Genomic DNA, 22544 nt, shown 5'->3' on the forward strand with positions numbered 1-22544 from the left:
CCCGGGCTTGACCCGGGGATCTGCCTCAAGCGGCACGAGATCCTCGGATCGAGTCCGGGGATGACGTGTTGCTGGCGGGCTACCCCGCGAAGGCGACGCCGTGCTTCTGGAGCCGCGCCTTCAGGTCGCTCTTCAGCCCGGCCAGCACCTTCTCGTCCGGGGCCTCCGCTCTCGCCACCAGCACCGCCTGGGTGTTGGAGGCACGCAGCAGCCACCAGCCGCCGTCCTTGCTGATCCGGATCCCATCCACGTCGTTGAAGTCGGCGCCCTCCTTGCGGAGCTCGCCGGCGAGGTCGGAGACGATCGCGAACTTCTTGTCGTCGGGGCAGGGGATGCGGATTTCCGGGGTGTTCACCAGCGTCGGCAACTGGTCACGGAGCTCGGTCAGCGACTTGCCCGACCGCGCCACGGCACGCAGGAGCCGCACCGCGCCGTAGAGCGCGTCGTCGAAGCCGTAATACTCGTCGGCGAAGAAGATGTGGCCGCTCATCTCGCCCGCGAGCGGCGACTTGGTCTCCGCCATCTTCACCTTGATCAGCGAATGGCCGGTCTTCCACATCAGCGGCTTGCCGCCCATCTTGGCGATCTCGTCGAACAGCGCCTGGCTCGCCTTCACGTCGGCGATGATGGTCGAGCCAGGATGCTTGGCGAGCACGTCGCGGCCCAGGATCGCCAGCAGCTGGTCGCCCCAGATGATCCGGCCCTTGGCGTCGATCGCGCCGATCCGGTCGCCGTCGCCGTCGAAGGCGATGCCGATGTCGAGCTTCTCCTTGGCCACCAGTTCCTGCAGGTGGTGCAGGTTCTCGGGCTCGGTCGGATCCGGATGGTGGTTGGGGAAGGTGCCGTCGATCTGCTCGAACAGGATCTTGTGGGTGCCGGGCAGAATCTTCACGAGCCGCGCCATGATCTCGCCGGCGGCGCCGTTGCCGGCATCCCAGCCCACCTTCAACTTGGAGACGTCGGTGCCGCCGAGCGCCGCGGCCAGCTTCCTGGTATAGGCCTCGCGGACGTCGTTGCTCTCCTCGCCGCCGCTGCCGCTGGCGTAGTCGCCCGCGGCCGCCAGCTTGCCGATGTCCTTGATCATCTCGCCATAGACCGGCTTCCCGGCGATCACCATCTTGAAGCCGTTATGGGTCGGCGGATTGTGCGAGCCCGTGACCATGATGCCGGCATCGACCGGCAGCTCGGCGGCGGCGTAATAGAGCATTGGCGTCGGCCCGACCCCGACCCGGACGGCGCTGGCGCCCGTCGACCTGATTCCGGCGACCAGGGCCGCTTCCAGCTCCGGCGAGCTCATCCGGCCGTCGCGGCCCACCGCGATCTTCGGCGCGGTCCTGCTCGTCTTCCGCGCGGTCATGGTCGCGAAGGCCTTGCCGATCGCCTCGGCATCGGCGGCGCTGAGCGTTTCGCCCACAATGCCGCGGATGTCGTATTCGCGCAGGATCGAGGCGTGGAACGGGTGGCCTTTCGGCATCATGTTTTCTCCGGAAATGGTGCGGTGCAAAAATCTAGTGGAATCCCAGCAGGAATGCCAGGGAAGCCGCGAAGTTCCGGAAGGTCGGGGCGGTTGGCGGGTCAGGCCGGCGCCAGGTCGAAGCCGGGTCCGAAGCCGGCATTCCGCGCGGTCTCCAGGAGCGCCCGCAGCTTCTCCGTGGTGCCGCGGTCGTCCGGCTGCCGGCCGAGCTCCATATAGATGCGCGCCCGCTCGATCAGCAGCTCGACGAAGGGCAGCGGCTCGGCCGCGGTATACTGGTTGAGCCGGCCGATCTGGCGCTCGACCTCGGCCCAGTCCTGATGCAGCAGCCCCCAGTCGATCGCGAACAGGCGGAACCAGATGTGGTTGTGCGAAAGCCCGGTCTGCCGCAGCAGCTCTTCGCCGCGCGCCAGTGCCGCCCGTTGCCGCTCTGGATCGCGCTCGACGCAGGCGGCGATGCCGCAGACGATCGCGCCGCAGAAGCCGGGCCCGGTCTCCTCGGCGATCTCCATGGCCTCGCGCACCGCCGCCTCGGCCTCGTCATGCCGCCCCTGGGCATGCCGGACCTGGGCGAGCAGCGGCAGCTGGATCGACACATAGCGCTTGGCGCCGAGCGCGCGCGCCATCTCGATGCCCTTGATGACGACCGGCTCCAGCTCGGCCCAGCGTCCGAGCAGTGCGAAGGCCACCGCGCGGCATTCGGTGGCGAACATCTCGCCGAAGCGGTCGCCGATTTCCATCGCGACCTGCCGCGCGCCATCGACCAGCGCAAAGGCCTTCTCGAAGTCGAGGGTGTAGAAGGCAGTGTTGCCGGCCATCGCCTGGTTCGGCCAGACGATGCGCAGCAGGTTGTTCTCGCGCGCGAGCTCGACCGTGCGCATGAACTGCTCGGACGCGCTCTTGAACCGGCCCTGCATGTAATAGGCATCGCCGAGCCCGCTCCTGGCGCGGGCGTTCCATTCCGGCAGCCCGGCGCGCTCGGCGGCGGCCAGCGCGCGGCTGTGCTCGGCCAGGCATTCATCCGCAGCCCCCAGCGCGAAATGCAGGTTGCCGCGCAGGTAGCAGATCTCGGAAAGCAAGGCAGGGTCGTCCAGGCCGGCGGCGATCGGCTCGGCGGCGGCGAGGCTCTCCATCGCCTGCGGGATCGCCGCCAGCATCCGGTCCGAGGCGGCGAGGCCGATCAGCCCGCGGCAGCGCGCATGCGGCGTCTCGGATTCCGCCAGCACGGCAAAGGCGGCGCGCGCCGCCTTGCCAAGGCCGATGTCCAGCGCATAGCGCCCGACCGCCGGCGCCAGGGTGCCGCGATCGTCCGCCGTCTTTGCAATTTCCAGTCCGCGCTCGGCCAGCCGCAGCGCGCGATCGACGCGATAGGCTGCCGCCTCCGCCTCGGCCGCGGCAAGATAGGCGCGCGCCGCCGCCGGGTCGTCGGCCCGGTCCAGATGCTCAGCATGGAGCGCCGCGTCGCGCTCCTTGAACAAGGCGGCCGCCGCCTGGTGCAGGGCGGATCGCCGCTCGCGGGTCAGCGAGGCATAGGCGCCGTCGCGGATCAGGGCATGGGCGAACAGCAGCCCGCTGCCTTCCGGCCGCACCAATTGCCGGCGCAGCAATTCGCCGGGATCGTAGCCCTGCTGGTTGATCAGGCCGGCCAGGTCCGCGATCTCGAAGCGCTGGCCGAGGATCGAGGCGGCCTGCAAAGCCTGCCGGTCCTTGGGCGGCAGCTGGTCCAACCGCGCCAGCACCACCGACTGCAGCGATTCCGGCAGCCGCTTGGGATCGGCGGCGCCGCGCAGCAGTTGCTCCAGGAACAGCGGATTGCCCTCGGCCCGCTCGATGCAGCGCCGCGCGAAATCGTCGAAGTCGACGCGGAGCGCATGCGCCATGCTCTCGGCATCGGCGGCGCCCAGCGGCGACAGATCGATGATGGTCAGGTGCCCGCGGCGCAATCCGGCGCGGAAGGTCGCATCGAACGGATCGCCTTCGACCCGTGTCGTCATCGCCAGCATCAGCGCCGCGCTGCCGGACGCCTCGACCAGGGCGGTCACATGGCCGCGCACGACCGGGTCGGACCAATGCACGTCCTCGATCAGGATGTAGAGCGGCCGTGCCTCGGCAAGCTGCGTCGCGAGCCGCGCGAGCACTTCGCTCTTGCCGCGGTTCCGGTTGGCGTTGCTCATCGCCTCATAGGTGGCATGCAGATCCTCCGGCTGGGGCAGGTCGAGGAGATCGCGCAGAAAGAGCAGGGCGGAGACGTCGAGTCCGGTCTCGGCAAGTCTTCGCTCGACGTCACCGTCATCTCCTGCGACGGCTTCGAGAAGGCCTGCGGCGAGCACGCGTTCGACGCTGCGCTCGCGCGACGCGCCGAAATCCAGCACCAGCGCCTTCAGCGCGCGGAAACCGCGGGCCGAGGCGCGGTTGACCAATTCCTCCGACAGCCGCGACTTGCCGATGCCCGGCTCGCCGCGCAGCACGATCGCGGCACCGGTCTTGGTGGTCGCGACAGAATCGATGAGGGCACTCGCCTGTGCCAGCTCGGCGCGCCGCCCGACCATCGGCCGGGATACGCTCTTCGCCGCCGATGTGTCTTTCATTTTCGCGGTCAGGCGGAAGGTCTCGACCGGCTTGGCGATGCCCTTGTAGGTGAGCGGCCCGAGCGAGGTCATCTCCAGGCTGCCGGCGGCGATCGCATGCTCCGAGCCCTGGCGCACGGTGGCGGAGACCAGGGTCTCGCCGGCTTGGGCGCGGTCCATCAGCCGCGCGGCCAGATTCACCGCGTCGCCGATCACCGTATAGGCGCTGTGCGCCGCGCTGCCGAGGCCGCTCGCCACCACCTCGCCGGTGGCGACGCCGATATGCACCTGGAGATCCTGCCCGACCTTGGCCGAGATCGCCGGCATTGCCTCGTGGATCGCCAGCGCCGCCAGGGCCGCGCGTTCGGCATCGTTGCCATGGGCGACGGGTGCTCCGAACAGCGCCATGACGGAATCGCCGATATGCTTGTCGATCCGCCCGCCAAACCGCACCACCACCGCATCGACGGTCTCGAAGAACTGCGCCAGCAGCCGGTGCGTATCCTCGGGATCGAGCCGCCCGGAGAGATTGGTGTAGCCGCAGATATCGACGAACATGATGGTGACCGGCCGGATCTCGCCCACCGGCATGTCGGCCTTCGGGGCTTCGGCAGCCGGTTCGGGCTTCGCTGCCGCCGGCACCGGCGCCGCGGCTGCGCCCAACGGCTTGCCGCAGCCGCCGCAGAACCGGTCGTCGGCCGCGTTCTCGAAGCCGCAGGCGGGGCAGGGCGCAGGCAGGGGCTGACCGCAGGCGGCACAGAAACGGCGGCCCGCGCGGTTCTCGGTCTTGCACCCGGGACAAAGCATGTCGCCGCCCCCCAAAAGGCCTCACCGATCAACGACCGGCGCCCCACCGCCATTCCCCAGGAGAACCCATGGGAGGTCGATCGGACCATGGGCGGTGGGCGTGGTCAATGCGCTCACTTCCTGTTATGACCGACGCCCGAAAGGTTACAGGCCGAATACCGAGGAATCGTGATGATCGTCTCATGCGGCGAAGCCCTGATCGACTTCATGCCGATCGAGCACGAGGGCGCACCGGCCTATCGGCCCTTTCCGGGCGGCTCGCCCTTCAACGTCGCGATCGGCCTCGGGCGGCTCGGCGCCCCGTCGGGATTCTTGAGCCGGATATCGACCGATTTCTTCGGCGATCTCCTGTTGCGGACCCTGCGCGACAACGGCGTGGATACCCGCTATGTGAAGCGTGCCGCAGATCCCAGCATGCTGGCCTTCGTCAGCCATCGACCCGAGGGCGAGCCGCAATATGCCTTCTTCGCCAACGGCGCCGCCGATCGCTGCATCACTGAGCATGATCTGCCCGCCGCTCTCGGCGATGAGGTGGCCTGCCTGCATCTCGGCCTCGGCGCGATCTCGACCTTGGCGGAGCCGGCGGCCACCACCTTCGAGACCTTGCTGAAACGGGAGTCGAAACGCCGGGTGCTGGCGATCGATCCCAACGTCCGGCCAAACCTGATCAAGGATCGCGACGCGGCGCGGGCACGCCTGGAATCCTGGGTCTCGCTTTGCGACATCGTGAAGGTGAGCCGCGCCGATTTCGACTGGCTCTATCCTGACCGCAGCATCGAGGACTCCGCCGCCGCCTGGCGCGACCTCGGCCCAAAGTTGGTGGTGATGACCCTGGGCGCCGACGGCGCCATGGCCCTGCTCGATGGAACCAAGGTCGCGGTACCCGGCCGCAAGATCGGCGTGGTCGACACCGTCGGCGCCGGCGACAGCTTCCATTCGGCCTTGCTGGCGGGGCTGAACGAACGCGGCCTGCTCACGCGCGATGGCCTGAACAAGCTTGATGTCGGCGTGTTGAAGATCCTGCTCGACCAGGCGGTCGCCGCTGCCGCCATCACCTGCAGCCGCGCCGGCGCCAACCCGCCGACCAAGCGCGAACTGGAAGCCTCGCTGGGGCCGGCCTAATTCCGCTTCTTCGGCACCGTCCGCAGCCCGTCCATCAACAGCCCGACCAGCCGACGCGATCGTTCGCGCCAGTCCGGCGAGTCCGGCGCGCTATAGAGTCCGAACAAGACCTGGAGCAGGTCGGAGCTCTGGATATCCTTGCGGATGAGCCCGGCCTCGGCGGCGGCGTCGACCAGCCGCTGCATGGTCTGCGGCACGGCGCCCGATACCCGCGCGAACAAGGTCGAGTTGCTGGCGTAGAGCACCTTCAGGCTGTCGGACATGCCGCGCTTGGCGGCGATATAGCCGACGAAGCGCAACATCCACTGTTCCAGCGCCACGTCCGGCGCCTCGCGCTTCTGCAATTCGTCGGCGGCATCGATCAGCTGCTCGACCTCGCGGCCGTAGACCACTTCGACTAGGTGCTCGCGGGTTGGGAAATGGCGATAGAGCGTGCCGATGCCGACCCCGGCCTGGCGCGCGATATCCTCCAGCGAGGCCTTGGTGCCGTGCTCGGCGAAGGCGGGGGCGGCGGCCTCGATCAGCTTGTCGCGGTTCCGGCGGGCATCGGCGCGCAACTCGCCGGCCGCCGCCGGCGGCTTGGTTCCTGCCGGGGCGCGACCCGATTTTGCCTTCTTCTTCGCCGTCACGGTGGCGCCCCTGCTGCGTTCCCCTTGCCTCAAACTGTTACCCGAGGCGAAGGCGCCGCGCCACGCGAATGCGACGACGCAATCGTCTCATATTAAGGCATTGATATATATTGAGTTTTAGGATCGTGCCCCCGCCCGGGAATGGGCGGGGGTGCGGTTGCCGCCGTCGGTTACTTCGCGGCGACGGTCTTCTGCTGCTGCTCGCCGAGGCCCTTGATGCCAAGGCGCATGGTCTGGCCGGCCTTGAGGTAGATCGGGTTCGGCTTCTGGCCCATGCCGACGCCCGGCGGCGTACCGGTCGAGATCACGTCGCCCGGCTGCAGGCTCATGAACTGCGAGAGATAGGAGACCAGGAATGGCACCTTGTAGACCATCGTCTTGGTGCTGCCGTTCTGGTAGCGCTTGCCGTTCACCTCGAGCCACATGTCGAGATTGTTGAAGTCCTTCACCTCGTCCTGGGTGACCAGCCAGGGGCCGATCGGGCCGAAGGTGTCGCAGCCCTTGCCCTTGTCCCACTGGCCGGAGCGCTCGATCTGAAACTCGCGCTCGGAGACGTCGTTGATCACGCAGAATCCCGCGACATGCTTCATCGCGTCCTTCTCGGAGACGTATTTCGCCTCGGTGCCGATCACCACGCCGAGCTCGACTTCCCAATCTGTCTTCTTCGACTTGCGCGGGATCTCGACATTGTCGTTGGGGCCGCAGACCGCGCTGATCGCCTTCATGAACAAGACCGGCTCCGGCGGCACGGTGAGGCCGGATTCCGCGGCATGATCGGCGTAGTTCAGGCCGATGCAGAGGAACTTGCCGATCGAGCCGACGCAGGGCCCGATCCGCGGGTTGCCGCGCACCGCCGGCAGCTTGGCGGGATCGAGCCTGGCCAGCTTCTTCAGCGCGGCGGGGCTCAGCGTCTTGCCGCTGATGTCGTCCACATGCTTGGAAAGATCGCGGATCTTGCCATTGGCATCGAGCAGGCCGGGCTTCTCCTTGCCCTTCGGTCCATAGCGCAGCAGTTTCACAGGGGTTTCTCCTTTAATTGGTCCAGCCGCCGTCGATCACGTTGATCGTGCCGGTCGTGTAAGCCGATTCATCGGATGCGAGATAGACCGCGAGCATGGCGATCTCCTCGGGCGTCCCCACGCGGCCGATCGGCTGGCGAGCGGTGAAGGCCTTGCGCACCTCCTCGGTGTCGACGCCTTGTGCTTTGCCTTGGGCCGCGAGCCGCTCGTCGAGCGAGGGCGATTGCACGGTGCCGGGGCAGATCGCGTTGCAGCGGATGCCCTTGGCGACATAGTCGGCAGCCACCGCCTTGGTCAGGCCGATGGTCGCCGCCTTGCTGGCGCCGTAGACAAAGCGGTTGGGCACGCCTTTGACGCTCGAGGCGACCGACGACATGTTGACGATAGAGCCCTTGCCGGCGGCCAGCATGCCCGGCAGGAAGGCGCGGATCATGCGGAAGGCGGCCTTGGCGTTCAGGTTGAAGGCGAAGTCCCAGTCGGCTTCGGTCGCTTCCATGATATTGCCGGCATGCACCACTCCGGCGCAATTGAACAGCACGTCGATGGTGCCGGTCGCCTTGCCGAAGGCCTCGATCGCACCCGCATCAAGGACGTCGAGCTTGGCGACGGTGATTCCCTCGACCTCGGTCTTGAGACTTTCGAGCGTCGCCATGTTGATGTCGGTCGCGATCACCTTCGCGCCTTCGCGCGCAAACGCGATCGCGCTCGCCCGTCCGATGCCCTGGCCTGCGGCGGTGATGACCGCGCGCTTCCCTGCCAATCTTGCCATGCTTTCTCCTAAGGTGTCGGTGCGTCTTGCCGCATGAGGCCCGCGCTCTTCAGGTCGCTCCAGAGCGCCTTCGGGATCGGCGTGCGGAAAAGGTCGAGATTGCGTTTCAGCTCATCCACGCTGCGCGAGCCCGGAATGACCGAGCAAACGCTGGGATGGGTCAGCGGGAATTGCAGGGCGGCGGCGGGCAGGGCGACATTGTGATCGGCGCAGACCTTCTCGATCTTCGCCACCTTGTCTAGGATCGTCTGCGGCGCCGGCTTGTAGTCGTAGTGCACGCCGGGCTTGGCGCCGGTAGCGAGGATGCCGGAGTTGAACGGCCCGCCGATGACGATCGTGGTGCCGCGCTTCTGGCACTCGGGCAGAAAGGAGGTCAGCGCTTCCTGCTCGAGGAGCGTGTAGCGGCCGGCCAGCAGGAAGACATCGAAATCGCCGTAGTCCATCGCCTCCATGCAGACCTGCCACTCGTTGACGCCCATGCCGAGCGCACCGATCTTGCCCGCCGCCCTGAGCTCGGTCAGCGCCTTATACCCTCCTTCCATGGCGGCCTTCAGATGCTTGGCGTGGTTTTCGCCATGATCGCCGACGCCGAGATCGTGCATCAGCAGGATGTCGATCTTGTTGAGCCCCAGGCGCTGCAGACTGTCCTCGAAGGAGCGCATCATCCCATCGTAGCCGTAGTCGAACTCCGGCTCGAAGGGCAAAGGCTCCTTCCAGAGATCGTTCGGGTCATAAGACGTGACGCGCGGCCGAAGCAGGCGCCCGACCTTGGTCGAGAGCACGAAGTCCTCGCGCCTGTGCTTCCGGAGCGCGTTGCCGAAATAATGCTCGCTGAGGCCGTAGCCGTAGAACGGCGCGGTGTCGTAGTAGCGGATGCCGTTCGCCCAGGCGAAATCCATGACCGCCTCGGCCTGCGGCCACGGGGTCGGCGCGCGGTGGCCACCCAAAGGCGCGCCGCCTTGACCGAACACGGTGACCTTGAGCTGGGTGCGGCCGATCGGCCGGCTCTCGAACTGGCTCATCTTGTTTTACCGGAAAACTGACCCTGACAATTGCCGTACAATATGAAAAGGTCTCCCCCAAATAAAGCCCGGTTTTCGGGGTCTCGGAAGGGAATAGGATGACGAATACGGCGACCAATCCTGGTGCAAGATTGGGCGGGCTTTCCGCCGCGGAGGTCCTGCCGTCCGATGCCGACCGTGCGACCCTGGTCGGCCGCATCTGGGACCCGGCGGTGGGCGGCCCGACGCCGGTCCTGATCCGCCGCGGCCGGGCGATCGACATCAGCCGCGTCGCGCCCACCTTGAGCGCCCTTTTCGAGATCGATCATGTCGCCACGATCCTGCAGGCCGCCGCCGGTTTGCCGGAGATCGCCTCGGTCGAGGCGCTGATCGCCAACAGCGACGAGCGCCAGCGCGACCCGATGCAGCCCTGGCTGATCGCTCCCTGCGACCTCCAGGCGGTGAAGGCGGCCGGCGTCACCTTCGTGGCCTCCATGCTGGAGCGGGTGATCGAGGAGCAGGCGCGCGGCGACTGGACCAAGGCCGAGGAGATCCGCAAACGCATCACCGGCATCATCGGCGACAACCTCGCCACCGTGAAGCCGGGCTCGCCCGAGGCGCAGAAGGTGAAGGACGTGCTGCTCGCCGCCGGCGCCTGGTCGCAATATCTCGAGGTCGGCATCGGCCCCGACGCCGAGATCTTCACCAAATGCCCGGCGATGGCCTCGGTGGGCCTCGGCGCCGATATCGGCCTGCATCCGAAATCGCAGTGGAGCAACCCGGAGCCGGAAGTCGTGCTCGCCTCGAACAGCCGCGGCGAGGTTGTCGGCGTGACGCTCGGCAACGACGTGAACCTGCGCGACTTCGAAGGCCGCTCGGCCTTGCTGCTCGGCAAGGCCAAGGACAACAACGCCTCCTCGGCGATCGGACCCTTCGTGCGGCTGTTCGATAGCGGCTTCAGCATCGATGATGCGCGCCAGGCCGTCATTACGGTGAAGGTGGTCGGCACCGACGGTTTCGTGATGGAAGGCTCCAGCAGCATGGCGAAGATCAGCCGCGATCCGCTGGACCTCGCCGGCCAGGCGCTGAACGCCACGCATCAGTATCCCGACGGCTTCATGCTGTTCTGCGGCACCATGTTCGCGCCGGTGCAGGACCGAGAGAAGCCGGACATGGGCTTCACCCATCATGTCGGCGATGCGGTCAGCATCTCCTCGCCGAAGCTCGGCACCTTGTGGAACCGGGTCGATCACTCCGACAAGATCGCGCCCTGGAGCTTCGGCATCAACGCGCTGATGCGCAATCTCGTGCACCGGCAGTTGCTCGGATGACGGAAAGCGTCGACGCAGTCGTCGTCGGCGCCGGGGTCATCGGCCTCGCGATCGCCCGCCGCCTGGCGCTGGAAGGGCGCGAGGTCATCGTGCTGGAACGGCATGATGCGATCGGCAGCGAGACCAGCTCGCGCAATTCCGAGGTCATCCACGCCGGCATCTACAACCTGCCGCGGCGCCTGAAGACCACGCTCTGCGTCGCCGGCCGGGCGATGCTCTATCGCTATTGTGTCGAGCACGGCGTCCCGCATGCGCGGCTCGGCAAGCTGATCGTTGCCACCGAGCCGGCGGAGATCCCGAAACTCGCCAAGATCAAGGAGCAGGGCGAGCTCAACGGCGTCGATGACCTGGTCTGGCTGACCGGCGACGCCGCCATGGCGCTGGAGCCGCAGCTGGTCTGCGTCGCCGCCGTGCTCTCGCCCTCGACCGGGATCATCGACGCCCATCAGCTGATGCTGGCGCTGGAAGGCGACCTCGATGACGCGGGTGGTTTCGTCGTGCTGAAGGCGCCGGTCGTGGCCGGCGAATTGCGCAACGACGGGATCCGTCTTTCCGTCGGTGGCGCGGAGCCGATGCAGCTCCAGGCCCGAACCGTGATCAATGCGGCCGGCCTCGGCGCGATGGATCTGGCGCGGGCCTTGAAGGGCCTGCCGCCGCAGCATGCGGCGCCGCTCTGGTTCGCCAAGGGCAACTATTTCCGCCTCACCCGCAAGGCGCCGTTCAGCCGGTTGATCTACCCGATCCCGGTGCCGGGCGGGCTCGGCACGCATATGACCCTCGATCTCGCCGGGCGCGCGCGCTTCGGGCCCGATGTCGAATGGGTGGGCGGCCTGGATTACACGGTCGATCCCAGGCGCGGCGACAGCTTCTACGCGGACATCCGCCGCTATTGGCCCGACCTGCCGGACGGTGCGCTGGCGCCGGATTATGCCGGCATCCGCCCGAAGCTCGGGCCCGCGGGTTCGCCGATTCTCGATTTCCGCATCGAGGGTCCGGCGCAGCATGGCATGCCGGGCCTGGTCAATCTGTTCGGCATCGAATCGCCCGGGCTGACGTCCTGCCTCGCGATCGCCGAGCATGTCGCCGGCCTTATCGGTGAGAGTGAACGGATCCAAAGACGCGCATAGGGGGAGCATCCATGAAATTCTTCGATCTCAAGGGCAAAGTCGCGATCGTGACCGGCGGCAACGGCGGCATCGGTCTCGGCATGGCGAAGGGCCTGGCCCAGGCCGGCGCCAAGATCGCGATCGCCGCGCAGAACGAAGCGAAAGCCAAGGGCGCCATTGCCCAGATCGAGAAGCTCGGTTCTGAAGCGACCTTCTTCAAGTTCGACGCCGGCAGCGAGAACGATTGCCGCAAGATGATCGCGGCAGTCGCGGCCAAGCTCGGGCGCATCGACATTCTGGTGAACTGCTCCGGCATCGCGATCCGCAAGCGCCCGGAGACCTATACCGATGCCGAGTGGCACAAGGTGATGAACATCAACTTGACCGGCGTCTTCGCCTGCTGCCAGGCGGTCTACCCCGAGATGAAGAAGGTTGGCGGCGGCAAGATCATCAACATCGGCTCCTTGATGTCGGTGTTCGGCGGGCCGCTCAGCCTGCCCTACGCCGCCAGCAAGGGCGCTGTCGTGCAGATCACCAAGTCCCTGGCCGTCGCCTGGGCCAAGGACAACATTCAGGTGAACGTTATCCTGCCCGGCTGGTTCGACACCGAGCTCACCGTGGCGGCGCGGGAGCAGATGGAAGGACTGGACGAGAAGGTCCACACCCGAACCCCGGCCGGCCGCTGGGGCCGACCCGACGAGTTTGCGGGACTCGCGGTTTTCCTGGCCAGCGAGGCCTCCAGCTACGTCACCGGCTCGGCGATCACCATCGACGGCGGCTACTCGGTGGCGGGCTAAGCCGATTGGTTCGGGACGAGATTAACTTATGCGCCGAAGTCATCTTGATATGTCATTTTGCTATCGAATTTTCGGCGCTTGTGGCCCGAAAGCCAGGGTTTAAGCTGACACCGGCCGGATGACGCGAAGGCCAACTTCGCGCAGCCGGAGTTCATGTGAAGCGTGAAGAGGGAGGCATAAAATGGCTTATCGGAATGATCCGGATCGCCATCATCCAGCGATTCCGGGATTGGTCGAGCAGTTGGAACAGCGCCGCATCGACCGCCGCGAGTTTTTGCGGACGGTCACTCTGCTCGGCATGGCGGCGCCCTTGGCCTATTCGATTGCCGGGAAGGTGCTGGGCGAGCCGATGATCGGCCAGGCCAAGGCAGCCACGCCGACCAAAGGTGGCATTGTCAAGATCGGTGCCCGCGTGCCGGCCGTGGACAATCCGGCGACCTTCTCCTGGGTCTACGATTCCAACATCGTCCGCCAGGCGAACGACTACCTGACCCGAACCGGCGGCGACAATGTCACCCGCCCGATGCTCTGCGAGCAGTGGGAGGCCAGCGAGGACCTGAAAACTTGGACCCTCCATCTGCGCAAGGACGTCAAGTGGTCGGACGGCGACGCCTTCGTGTCCGAGCACGTGATCTGGAACATCCAGCGCTGGCTCGATCCGGCCGTCGGCTCCTCGGTGCTCGGCCTGTTCAAGGGCTTCCTGCTCAAGGACAAGGATACCGGCGAGAAGGACGACAAGGGCAATCCCAAGATGACCACCGAACTCTGGGATGCCAACGCCATCGAGAAGAAGGACGATCACACGATCGTCATCCACGGACAGTCCAGCCTGCTGGCGATGCCGGAAAACCTGTTCCACTACCCGGCCTTGATCCTGCACCCGAAGGACGGCGGCAAGTGGGGCCTCGGTTCGCTTGGTACCGGCGCCTTCGAGCCCACCGAGATCGAGGTTGGCAAGAAGGTCGTGTTGAAGGCCCGCAAGTCCTACTGGCGCGATGGCCCCTATCTCGAGCAGGTCGAGTTCCACGATCTCGGCGACGATCCGGCGACCAAGCTCAATGCCCTGTCTTCGAAGCAGGTCGACGGTCTCTATGACCCCGACATCAAGATCTATGAGCAGTGCAAGAAGATGGAGCATATCGAGGTGCACGAAGTGACCACCGCGCAGACCGCGGTCGCACGCATGCATGTCGACAAGGCGCCGTTCGACAATCCGAAGGTGCGCAAGGCCATGCGCATGGCGATCAACCCGGAAGCCGTGCTGAAGATCGCGCATCGCGGCCTCGGCGCTCCGGGCGAGAGCCATCACGTGGCTCCGGTGCATCCGGAATACGTGAAGACCGCCTTCAAGTACAACGATCCGGAAGGCGCCAAAGCGCTGCTCGCGGAAGCCGGGCATCCGGACGGCATCGAAGTCACCCTGCAGTGCAAGAAGGACCCCGATTGGGAGCCGACCGCCTGCCAGGCGATGGTGCAGATGTGGGCCAAGGCCGGCATCAAGGTGAAACTCGAAGTCCTGCCGTCCGCGAACTACTGGGACGTCTGGACCACCGTGCCGTTCGGCTTCACCACCTGGACCCATCGTCCACTGGGCGTGATGGTGTTGGGCCTCGCCTATCGCACCGGCGTCGCCTGGAACGAAAGTGCTTATTCAAATCCGAAGTTCGACGAGCTCATCACCAAAGCCGAGGGCATTCTCGACGTCGAGAAGCGCAAGGTTGTGATGAAGGAAATCGAAGAGCTGATGGACGAGGATGGCCCGATCGTGCTCCCGCTGTGGCGCGCGGTGTTCCAGCCGTTCGACAAGCGGATCAAGGGCTTCACGCCGCATCCGACCGACTACTACTTTGCCGAAGAGTGGCATCTGGAAAACGCCTGATAGGCATTCCTGGTTATAGGCAGAGCGGCGGCCTGGGATACCGGGCCGCCGTTTTTGTAGTTAATACGCCGAGCCCGGGCCGTTGGCGCGCAGTTCTTCCGGCGTCAGCAGGTCGGCGTAATGCGCCCGGGCAACGTCCGGGTGGGAGCGGATGCGGCTCTTCAGGTAGTTGCGGCCAACTTCCTTGAACAGCGGGTTCATTGGATCCTGCGTCACGCCCCCCGCTTCGGTGGCGAGGTGTGGCGGCAAGTCGAGTACCGGGACCGTCGCGTCGAGCTTGGCGCCGAGGAAGAAGGCGACGGAGAGACGCTCCTCGCCGGCCGGCGGGCTGACGACGCGGTGCATGGTCGCCTTGAGATAGCCATTCGAGGCCATCTCCAGCAGCTCGCCGATGTTGATGACGAAGGTGCCGGGCTTGGGCGGCGCCGCGATCCAGCCGCCCGGCGTCTCGACCTCGAGCCCGCGCGCCGTGTCCTGCAGCAGCACGGTGACGAAGCCGCTGTCCTTATGCGCGCCGACGCCCTGGGTCTCCTCGCCCGCGTCGCGGCCGGGATAGCGGATGATCTTGATCCGCTGGTTCGGCAAGTCGCTGTAGATCGGCGCGAAGACGTCCTCCGGCTGGTCGAGCGCCGCGGCGAACGCCTGGATCAGCCGGATCGAGAGCGCGGTCGCCTCGTCCTGCCAGCGAAGCATCGCCGCGCGGAAGCCCGGCACCGCCTCCGGCCACTGGTTCGGGCCCTGCAGCCGCGACCAGGCGGGCAGGCCGGCATCGCGGGGCAGGCTGGGGCGCTCGGCGGCGAGGTCGAATTGCTCCCGCCAGTCGGGCTTGCCGCGGGTCAGCTCCCAGCCGGGCCGGTTGTAGCCGCGGAAATGCGGCGAATGCACCATCTCGACCTTGAGCTTCTCGGCCTCGGGCAAGGCAAAGAACCGGCGCGAGGCGTCGAGCACGGCCTGGGGCACGGTTTCCGGCACGCCATGGCCGGTCACGTAGAAGAAGCCGATCTCGCGGGCGGTCCGGCGCAGCTCGGCCAGGAAGGCCCCGCGGTCGGGTCCGGCGAAACGGCGAAGATCGAGGGTCGGCAGCTCTTTCATGCGGGCAGGATTAACCGGCGGCGCCCCTCGGCCAAGCGAAAAAAACGTGCTTGCGTCAGAAGGCCAATCGCTCCACGGCCTTCAGCTCTTCGAGCGGGATATGGCAGGCGATGCGATGGCCACTTTCGGTGCGCTGGTCGGGCGGGACTTGCTCGTCGCAGATCGGGCCGACCTTCCGGTGGCAGCGGGTGGCGAACGGACAGCCCTTGGGCCGCTCGGTCGGGCTAGGGATGGCGCCTTCGAGAATGATGCGGTCGCGCTTCACATCCGGATCGGCGATCGGCACCGCCGACATCAGCGCCTCGGTATAGGGGTGATAGGGCGGCGCGAAGACGTCGGCGACCTTGCCGAACTCCATCACCTTGCCGAGATACATGACCGCGACATGGTCGGCGAGATAGCGCACCACCGAAAGATCATGCGAGATGAACAGCATGGTGGAGCCGCGTTTCTGCTGGATGTCGACCAGCAGGTTGATGATCGCCGCCTGCACCGAGACGTCGAGCGCCGAGACCGGTTCGTCGGCCAGGATCAGTTCCGGCTCGCCGGCGAGCGCGCGGGCGATGGCGACACGCTGCTTCTGGCCGCCGGAAAGCTGGCGCGGCTTCCTATCGGCGAACTCGGTCGGCAGGTTGACGGTCTGCAGCAGCGCCTCGGTCTCTTCCCGCGCCTGGCGGGCGCTGATGCCCCTAAGCTTGCGGATCGCGCGGGAGAGCACGTAGCCGATGCTGTGGCTGGGATTGAGCGTGCTGTCGGGATTCTGGAACACCATCTGGATCGCGCGCTTGGTTGCTGCGTCGCGCGCCTCGACCGGCGTCTTGCCGATCTCGGTGCCGGCGAGTTGCACGCTGCCACCGGTGGATTGCTCGATCCCGGTCAGGACCTTCGCGAAGGTCGACTTGCCGCAGCCGGATTCACCGACGATGGCCAGCGTGGTGCCGCGCCCGGCCTCGAGATCAATACCGTCCACCGCATGGACCTCGTAGCCGCCCCCGCCGAAGACGCCGGCCGATTGATGATAGGCCTTCTCCAGATGGCCGATCCGCAGCATGGGCTCCGCCGCGGCCGGATCGCCGGCCTGGTTGGCGTTGGCCGCGGTGGGACGGCTGTGCCGCGGCAGCTCGCGGGTGCGCACGCATTTCACGCGGTGCAGGCCGGTCTCGCCGTAGAACTGGGTCTCGATCGGCCTCGCGGTGCAGCGGCCGGGCTCGACATAGACGCAGCGCGGCGCAAAGACACAGCCTTTCGGTCGCGCCAGGATCGGCGGCACCTGGCCGGGGATCGCCGAGAGCGGGCTACTCCGCTTGTCCGCGTTCAGGCTCGGGATCGCATTCAGCAGGCCGCGGGTATAGGGATGGCTGGGATCGCGGAATACTTCGGTGATCGGGCCTTCCTCGACCAGCTCGCCGGCATACATGACGCCAATGCGGTCGCAGACCCGCACCACGGTGCCGAGGTTGTGGCTGATGAAGACGATCGCGGTGTTGTGCTTGCGCCGCAAGGTCGCGACGAGATCCAGCACCGCCGCTTCCACCGTCACGTCGAGCCCGGTGGTGGGCTCGTCCATCACCAGCAACGAAGGCTCAGCCATCAGCGCCATGGCGATCACCACGCGCTGCTGCTGGCCGCCGGAGAGTTGGTGCGGGTAGCGGTCGAAGATCGCCTCGGGATCGGGCAGTTTCACCTCGGCCAGCATGGTGAGGGCGCGCTGGCGGGCCTCTGCCTCGGTGGCGCCGGAATGGATCAGCGGGACTTCCATCAGCTGCCGACCGATGGGAATGACCGGATTGAGGCTGCTCATCGGGTCCTGGTAGACCATGGCCATGCGGCTGCCGCGGATCTGCCGCAGCTCCGCGTCCGACATCTTGCCCATGTCGCGGCCTTCGAACAGGATCTGGCCGCCGGAGAGGCGCCCCGCGCCGCCGAGATAGCGCATGATGGCGTAGGCCAGCGTCGACTTGCCGCAACCGGATTCGCCGACCAGCCCCAAGGCCTCGCCCTCGTGAAGGGTCAGGCTGACATTGGGTACGACCTTGAGCTCGCCCGCTCGCACCAGGTAGGAGATGCCGACGTTCCTGAGCTCGAGGATCGGCTTCGGCTTGACCAGCCGCGGCCCTGGCGGGGTTTGGGAAGATTCCTGAACGGCGCGGGCGGCAGGTCCGGTCATCCCAGGCCTCAATCTCGCAGGCTGATTTCGCGGATGCCGTCGGCCAGCAGGCTGAACCCAACCACCAGCGAGGAGATCGCCAGCGCGGGGAACAACGACATATGCGGGTAGATGGTCATCATCGCATAGGTGTCTTTCACCATGCCACCCCAATCGGGATCCGGCGGCGGCAAGCCGAGCCCCAGGAAGCCGAGAACGCCGATAGTAATCGTAGTGTAGCCCATGCGCAGGCAGGCATCGACGATCAGCGGGCCGCGGGCATTGGGCAGGATTTCCGCCAGCATGATATAGAATGGCGACTCGCCCCGCATCTTGGCCGCGGCGACGTAATCGTGCTCGCGCAGCTCGAGGGTCATGCCACGAACGATGCGGACGATCTGCGGGGTCGCGATGAAGACCACGGCCATGATGATGTTCGCCGCCGAGGGCCCCAGGCGCATGATGACGATGATGTAGAGGATGATCGCCGGGAAGGAGAGAATGATGTCGGCGATCCGGTTGATCACCTGATCGACCCAGCCGCGGTAATAGCCCGCGAGCAGGCCCAGCACGCAGCCCAGGGCATAGGCGATGACCACGGCGATCGGCGCCACGATCAGCACGGTGCGCGAGCCCCAGATGATGCGGGAGAGAATATCGCGGCCCTGGTTGTCAGTTCCGAGCCAATTGACTGCCGTGGGGGTGGGATCGATCAGCGCATCCATGTTGCTTTCGTTCGGGTCATGCGGCGCGACCCAGGGTGCCATGATCGCCACCAGCACCCAGAACAGCACCAGGAAGGCGCCGATCATGCCGACCGGAGATTCCCTCAGCAGCCGGATCCGGGCCCAGCTGCGCCGCGCGAAACCCGGCCGCGCGGGCCGTGCAGTCGTGGCCGTCATGCGAAGCGGATCCGGGGATTGAGATACATGTAGCCGAGGTCGCCGACGATCTGGGTCATGACGGTGACGAAGACGGCAAACAGCGAGGCCGCTTCCACTACCGCGATGTCCTGCGCCAGCGCCGCCTCCAGCAGCATACGGCCGAAGCCGGGATAGGCGAACACCGCCTCGACGACGACGACGCCGGTAATCAAGTAATTAATCTGCAGCAGGATCACGGTGAAGGGCGCGATCATCGCGTTCCTGAGCGCGTGTTTCAGGATCACCTGCCTGAAGGTGAGGCCTTTCAGGATCGCGGTGCGGATATAGGGCTTGGTCATCACCTCGACCATCGATGCGCGGACCATGCGCACGACATAGCCGAGGTCATAGAGCACCATCACCGCAACAGGCAGCACAAGCTGGGCGGCGATCGACCATTGCCCGCCGGATTCCAGCGGCGAGGTACCGGGCAGGACGCCGAGCCAGATCACGAAGATGCTGGCGAGGAAGACGCCCGAGGCGAACTCGGGTACCGAGGTGGTGACGATGCTGGCGACCGAGATGGTGCGGTCGAGCTTCGAGCCCTCGCGCATGCCTGCGGCGATGCCGAAGACGATGGAGCACACGACGATGATGACGAAGGCGACGGTGGCCAGCAGCAGCGTGTTGCCGAGCCGGTCCCAGATGATGTTGTTGACCTCGGTCTTGTACAGCGTCGACGTGCCGAGATCGCCGGAGAGCGTGTTGCCGAGCCACTCGAAGTAGCGTTCGTGCACCGGGCGGTTGAGGCCCATCCGCTCGGTCAGCTGATCGACCTGGTCCTGGGTGGCGAAGGGTCCCAGCACCTTGCGCGCGACCTGGCCCGGCGTGAACTCGAAGGCAGCGAATACCAGGACGGAAACCGCCAGCATGGTGAAGATCAGCGATAGGAGACGCTTGCCGAGAAACGCCAGCATTCCGGTCGATCTGCCCCTGTTTTCATGGCCTTCGCCGGTTTTCCGGCGGCTTTTATGGCGTCACTAGAACAGGAATTTTGCCGGATTTCCAGGAGATTGCATGAAACTCCGATGAGAAATCAGGCTGCCGGCATTCCCTGGCGGTGCTCAGGGCAGAAGCGCCAGCGGCGTGCTCCGCGCAGGCGCGGCATTGAGCGCATCGACGAGCGCCTGATAGACCGGCTTGGGCGCGAGATCGTCGTCGAACAGCTGCGCGCGCGAGCGCAGTCCGTCCTTGCGGCGCATACCGGAATCCTCGATCCAGTTGTAGCGATCGGAAAGGCCCCAGGTGTTGATCATCGCGACAGCGGGATGCGGCAGCACCACCGCCAGAAATTCCTGCACTGCCGCGGCGGCACCCTGGTCGCGGGCGGCAATGTCGGCAGGCAGGCGCCGGTCGACGACATCGAGCTCGGTGATGAATACCTTGAGACCGAGTGACGCCACGTCGTCGAGGAACTTGCCCAGGACTTCAGGCGTGAACTTGAGCCAGCCCGGCTCCAGATGCGACTGGATGCCGAGCGCATGGATCGGCACCTTGGCGTCGAGCAGGCGGCGCAGCTGCCCGAGCGTCTTTTCGCGGCGATAGTCCTGGGAATCGACGTCGTATTCGACGGCATCCTGGTTGAGGCAGAGCAGCGACTTGGGATCGGCCTCGTGTGCCGCCTTGAAGGCAATGTCGAGATAGCGCGGGCCCATGAGGTCGTAGAGCGGACCCTTGCGCAACCCATCCTCGGCGGCCTCGTCGCCGTCGGTGATCGCCTCGTTCACCACGTCCCAGGAGATGACGCGCCCGGCATAGCGGCCGGCGACCTTGTGAATGTGGTCGGTGATGAAGGGCTCGGCGTTGCTTGCATCGACCGTCTGCGCGAACCACTTGGGCATGACGCTGGACCACAGCAGGCAATGGCCGCGGAAGGCCATGCCGTTCTTCGTGGCATAGTCCAGCAGCATGTCGGCGGCGTCGAAATCCCAGGTGTCGGGCCGGGGCCGCGTGTTCGGCATCTTGACCTCGTACTCGGTCGTCAGCATCCGGCATTCATGCTTGAAGAGCGCCGAATAGGATTCGTCATTGCCGACCCTGAACGGACCGTTCTCCGGAATGAGCCCGCGCGAGCAGGCGCCGAACAGAATGTTCTTCGAAGCCGCAATGTCGCCGAGACCCGGCCGCGTCGCCAAGCCCGGCGGCGGCGTGTCAGCGCCGGCGCAGCCTGGCCCGATCGCCACGGCCGCGGCGGAGGCGGCCAGAAAGCTGCGGCGTCCGATCGCGTTGCTGTATCGGCTCATTTCGACTCCGTCGTCTTGTTCAATGTGAATGTGCTCCAACGCCGCGCCGTCGGGCGGACGGCGGGGCGACTCGCCGCCTGATATTTCCAGAGCGCGAAGCAGCAGAACAGCAGGGCGAATTCCCAATTGTCGCTGATCCGCAGCAGGCTGGATTCGACCATGTTGAGGATGGCGAAGGTGACGGCGAAGACCAGCATGTGCAGTACCCAGGGGGCGCTTTCGTCGCTGAGTTTCTGCGCCGCGCCGATGATCAGGCGCAGCAGGATCAGGGTGCCCAGCACCGCCCCCGGAATTCCGAGCTCGACCGCGAGATTGAGATAGCCGTTATGGGCATGGGGTGCCGGCCAGCCGACAATCCCGACCAGCCGGAGGTAGTCGGGATTCTCCGGGATGAAATAGGTGTTGAAGCCCCAGCCGAAGATCGGCCGGCTCGGAATCACATGATCCAGCACGACGATCCAGATCGGCACCCGGCCAGTCAAGGTCGCGTCCTTGCCCACCAGTGCGGTGAACTGGTCGGGCAGCAGGAGGGCGGCGACCAGCACCGCGGCCGCGACCACGAACATGGTGAAGAAGATCAAGCCGCGCAGCCGCTGTGCCTTCCGCAGCACGTGGATGAAGAGATAGGTCGCGAGCGTGAGCGCGATCAGCAGCGCCGAGGTTGCGGAGTGGCTCTTGTAGGCGACAAAGATGCCGAACAGGATGATCGGGCCGAACAGCCAGCGCTTCTCGCGCTCGACATACCAGCGCCAGGCGAAGATCTGGGTGTTGGCGAGCGTCGCGAAGCCGAGCACGTTCTTGTGGCCGAGGATTCCCGACCAGTCGCCGCCGAGCTTCTCGCCCTCGGCGAGGTTGGCCCATTTCAGCGCCTCCCAGCTGTCCTTCATCACGCCGACATTGGGGAGGAATACGGCGACCGCGGCCGAAGCGACGATGGTCCAGAAATAGGCCCAGCCGGAGAGCTTGATCGCGGTCGCCGGATCGAAGCGGGTGGCGGCATAGAGCGCGACCAGCAGCGGCGCATAGAACAGGATCAGCCGCCGTACGGTGAGGTCCGCATCGAGCGACCAGGCGACCGAGGCGGTGGCCCAGGCCATGAAGATCCAGATCAGCTTGCTGCTGGCCAGCACCGGCATCACCTCACGCCGCCGCATCCAGAGCAGCAGGCCGACCCCGACCAGAACTATCATGTAGAGGCTGGTGTTCAGCGGGTTGTGCTGGGGCCCGCCATTGGGGTCGGTGGTCCGCCCGAGGTTGGAAAGGCCGAGGAAGACCGCAACCGAAAAGATCACAAAGCCGCCCTCGATCAACCCTGCGCGCCCGGAATCCACAGTTCGGCCTTGGATAATCGGGCGTCGTTTGCGGAAGGCAAGACCCTCGCGCGTGGTGGGTTGTTCCGGCGGCGCGCCAGCTTGATCGGTCATGGCATCGTTCCCGGGTGGGGGGCGAAGAACTGCGTAAATTCAAGGCGATCCGGACTATAGCGGGCTCTGGCGCCGCTGTCGAAACACGCCGGCCTGATGAACCAAACGAGCCTTGGACCGTTCCTCCGACGCCGGCATGCGCCCCTAACGACTAAACCTTGCCGTCCGCAAGTTTGTATGGCTAGGCGTGCTGCGGTGCAATATAACGAGATTCC

At 66.1% G+C, this 22544-nt stretch carries 17 protein-coding genes; 5 read left to right on the forward strand and 12 right to left on the reverse strand.

Features of this window, described 5'->3' with window-relative positions; all coding sequences use genetic code 11:
• Window positions 1-79: 79 nt before the first annotated feature.
• A complete protein-coding gene (gene pgmG / locus ACYQ4T_RS01310) occupies window positions 80-1477 on the reverse strand; it encodes a phosphoglucomutase/phosphomannomutase PgmG (RefSeq protein WP_459850133.1) in 1398 nt (465 codons plus the stop codon).
• Window positions 1478-1575: 98 nt separating this feature from the next.
• The gene (locus ACYQ4T_RS01315; RefSeq protein WP_459850135.1) at window positions 1576-4848 is read right to left on the reverse strand and encodes an adenylate/guanylate cyclase domain-containing protein; all 3273 of its coding nucleotides are present in this window, start codon (window positions 4846-4848) and stop codon (window positions 1576-1578) included.
• A gap of 171 nt (window positions 4849-5019) precedes the next feature.
• Between ACYQ4T_RS01315 and ACYQ4T_RS01320 the strand changes: the two genes are divergently transcribed.
• Complete coding sequence (locus ACYQ4T_RS01320; protein ID WP_459852016.1) at window positions 5020-5970, forward strand: carbohydrate kinase family protein; 951 nt, start codon at window positions 5020-5022, stop codon at window positions 5968-5970.
• Here ACYQ4T_RS01320 and ACYQ4T_RS01325 read toward each other — a convergent pair.
• The 4 genes from ACYQ4T_RS01325 to ACYQ4T_RS01340 all read right to left on the reverse strand — a co-directional run bounded on the left by ACYQ4T_RS01325 (window position 5967) and on the right by ACYQ4T_RS01340 (window position 9409).
• Entirely contained in the window at window positions 5967-6599 is a 633-nt protein-coding gene (locus tag ACYQ4T_RS01325) for a TetR/AcrR family transcriptional regulator (protein ID WP_459850137.1), read from the reverse strand. The two genes, ACYQ4T_RS01320 and ACYQ4T_RS01325, sit on opposite strands and share 4 nt — an antisense overlap.
• 170 nt (window positions 6600-6769) lie before the next feature.
• Window positions 6770-7618: a fumarylacetoacetate hydrolase family protein gene (locus tag ACYQ4T_RS01330; RefSeq protein WP_459850139.1), complete on the reverse strand. Its 849-nt coding sequence runs from the start codon at window positions 7616-7618 to the stop codon at window positions 6770-6772.
• A 13-nt stretch (window positions 7619-7631) separates the two neighbouring features.
• On the reverse strand, window positions 7632-8387 hold the full coding sequence (locus ACYQ4T_RS01335; RefSeq protein ID WP_459850140.1) for an SDR family oxidoreductase: 756 nt from the start codon (window positions 8385-8387) through the stop codon (window positions 7632-7634).
• 8 nt (window positions 8388-8395) lie between these two features.
• Complete coding sequence (locus ACYQ4T_RS01340) at window positions 8396-9409, reverse strand: aldo/keto reductase (RefSeq protein ID WP_459850142.1); 1014 nt, start codon at window positions 9407-9409, stop codon at window positions 8396-8398.
• Window positions 9410-9507: 98 nt separating this feature from the next.
• Between ACYQ4T_RS01340 and ACYQ4T_RS01345 the strand changes: the two genes are divergently transcribed.
• From ACYQ4T_RS01345 to ACYQ4T_RS01360, 4 genes are all read left to right on the forward strand, one after another.
• Complete coding sequence (locus ACYQ4T_RS01345) at window positions 9508-10719, forward strand: fumarylacetoacetate hydrolase family protein (protein WP_459850144.1); 1212 nt, start codon at window positions 9508-9510, stop codon at window positions 10717-10719.
• Window positions 10716-11846, forward strand: coding sequence for an NAD(P)/FAD-dependent oxidoreductase (locus ACYQ4T_RS01350; protein WP_459850146.1), 1131 nt, complete (start codon window positions 10716-10718; stop codon window positions 11844-11846). The genes ACYQ4T_RS01345 and ACYQ4T_RS01350 overlap by 4 nt, the downstream gene beginning before the upstream one ends.
• Window positions 11847-11857: 11 nt before the next feature.
• A complete protein-coding gene (locus ACYQ4T_RS01355; RefSeq protein WP_459850147.1) occupies window positions 11858-12622 on the forward strand; it encodes an SDR family NAD(P)-dependent oxidoreductase in 765 nt (254 codons plus the stop codon).
• Window positions 12623-12803: 181 nt separating this feature from the next.
• On the forward strand, window positions 12804-14501 hold the full coding sequence (locus ACYQ4T_RS01360; protein ID WP_459850149.1) for an ABC transporter substrate-binding protein: 1698 nt from the start codon (window positions 12804-12806) through the stop codon (window positions 14499-14501).
• A 60-nt stretch (window positions 14502-14561) separates the two neighbouring features.
• Here the strand turns inward: ACYQ4T_RS01360 and ACYQ4T_RS01365 are convergent, their stop codons facing one another.
• The 6 genes from ACYQ4T_RS01365 to ACYQ4T_RS01390 form a co-directional block, all read right to left on the reverse strand.
• Window positions 14562-15593, reverse strand: coding sequence for an isopenicillin N synthase family dioxygenase (locus ACYQ4T_RS01365; RefSeq protein WP_459850151.1), 1032 nt, complete (start codon window positions 15591-15593; stop codon window positions 14562-14564).
• Window positions 15594-15648: 55 nt separating this feature from the next.
• On the reverse strand, window positions 15649-17760 hold the full coding sequence (locus ACYQ4T_RS01370; protein ID WP_459850153.1) for a dipeptide ABC transporter ATP-binding protein: 2112 nt from the start codon (window positions 17758-17760) through the stop codon (window positions 15649-15651).
• Window positions 17761-17768: 8 nt separating this feature from the next.
• A complete protein-coding gene (locus ACYQ4T_RS01375) occupies window positions 17769-18641 on the reverse strand; it encodes an ABC transporter permease (RefSeq protein ID WP_459850155.1) in 873 nt (290 codons plus the stop codon).
• Entirely contained in the window at window positions 18638-19579 is a 942-nt protein-coding gene (locus ACYQ4T_RS01380) for an ABC transporter permease (protein WP_459850156.1), read from the reverse strand. Before ACYQ4T_RS01380 ends, ACYQ4T_RS01375 begins: the two co-directional genes overlap by 4 nt.
• A 147-nt stretch (window positions 19580-19726) precedes the next feature.
• The gene (locus ACYQ4T_RS01385) at window positions 19727-20905 is read right to left on the reverse strand and encodes an endo-1,4-beta-xylanase (protein ID WP_459850158.1); all 1179 of its coding nucleotides are present in this window, start codon (window positions 20903-20905) and stop codon (window positions 19727-19729) included.
• Window positions 20902-22329 (reverse strand): O-antigen ligase family protein, encoded by a 1428-nt coding sequence (locus tag ACYQ4T_RS01390; RefSeq protein WP_459850160.1) that lies wholly within the window; start codon window positions 22327-22329, stop codon window positions 20902-20904. Before ACYQ4T_RS01390 ends, ACYQ4T_RS01385 begins: the two co-directional genes overlap by 4 nt.
• Window positions 22330-22544 lie beyond the last annotated feature (215 nt).

The sequence above is a fragment of the Dongia sp. agr-C8 genome (assembly GCF_054658695.1).

What these genes read in the sequence shown, in the direction of transcription:
- ACYQ4T_RS01390 (WP_459850160.1), bottom strand. Translation starts at nt 22,329, where the DNA reads ATGACCGATCAAGCTGGCGCGCCGCCGGAACAACCCACCACGCGCGAG.
- ACYQ4T_RS01315 (WP_459850135.1), bottom strand. Translation starts at nt 4,848, where the DNA reads ATGCTTTGTCCCGGGTGCAAGACCGAGAACCGCGCGGGCCGCCGTTTC.
- ACYQ4T_RS01375 (WP_459850155.1), bottom strand. Translation starts at nt 18,641, where the DNA reads ATGACGGCCACGACTGCACGGCCCGCGCGGCCGGGTTTCGCGCGGCGC.
- ACYQ4T_RS01365 (WP_459850151.1), bottom strand. Translation starts at nt 15,593, where the DNA reads ATGAAAGAGCTGCCGACCCTCGATCTTCGCCGTTTCGCCGGACCCGAC.
- ACYQ4T_RS01360 (WP_459850149.1), top strand. Translation starts at nt 12,804, where the DNA reads ATGGCTTATCGGAATGATCCGGATCGCCATCATCCAGCGATTCCGGGA.
- ACYQ4T_RS01380 (WP_459850156.1), bottom strand. Translation starts at nt 19,579, where the DNA reads ATGCTGGCGTTTCTCGGCAAGCGTCTCCTATCGCTGATCTTCACCATG.
- ACYQ4T_RS01335 (WP_459850140.1), bottom strand. Translation starts at nt 8,387, where the DNA reads ATGGCAAGATTGGCAGGGAAGCGCGCGGTCATCACCGCCGCAGGCCAG.
- ACYQ4T_RS01350 (WP_459850146.1), top strand. Translation starts at nt 10,716, where the DNA reads ATGACGGAAAGCGTCGACGCAGTCGTCGTCGGCGCCGGGGTCATCGGC.
- pgmG (WP_459850133.1), bottom strand. Translation starts at nt 1,477, where the DNA reads ATGATGCCGAAAGGCCACCCGTTCCACGCCTCGATCCTGCGCGAATAC.
- ACYQ4T_RS01320 (WP_459852016.1), top strand. Translation starts at nt 5,020, where the DNA reads ATGATCGTCTCATGCGGCGAAGCCCTGATCGACTTCATGCCGATCGAG.
- ACYQ4T_RS01370 (WP_459850153.1), bottom strand. Translation starts at nt 17,760, where the DNA reads ATGACCGGACCTGCCGCCCGCGCCGTTCAGGAATCTTCCCAAACCCCG.
- ACYQ4T_RS01385 (WP_459850158.1), bottom strand. Translation starts at nt 20,905, where the DNA reads ATGAGCCGATACAGCAACGCGATCGGACGCCGCAGCTTTCTGGCCGCC.
- ACYQ4T_RS01345 (WP_459850144.1), top strand. Translation starts at nt 9,508, where the DNA reads ATGACGAATACGGCGACCAATCCTGGTGCAAGATTGGGCGGGCTTTCC.
- ACYQ4T_RS01340 (WP_459850142.1), bottom strand. Translation starts at nt 9,409, where the DNA reads ATGAGCCAGTTCGAGAGCCGGCCGATCGGCCGCACCCAGCTCAAGGTC.
- ACYQ4T_RS01355 (WP_459850147.1), top strand. Translation starts at nt 11,858, where the DNA reads ATGAAATTCTTCGATCTCAAGGGCAAAGTCGCGATCGTGACCGGCGGC.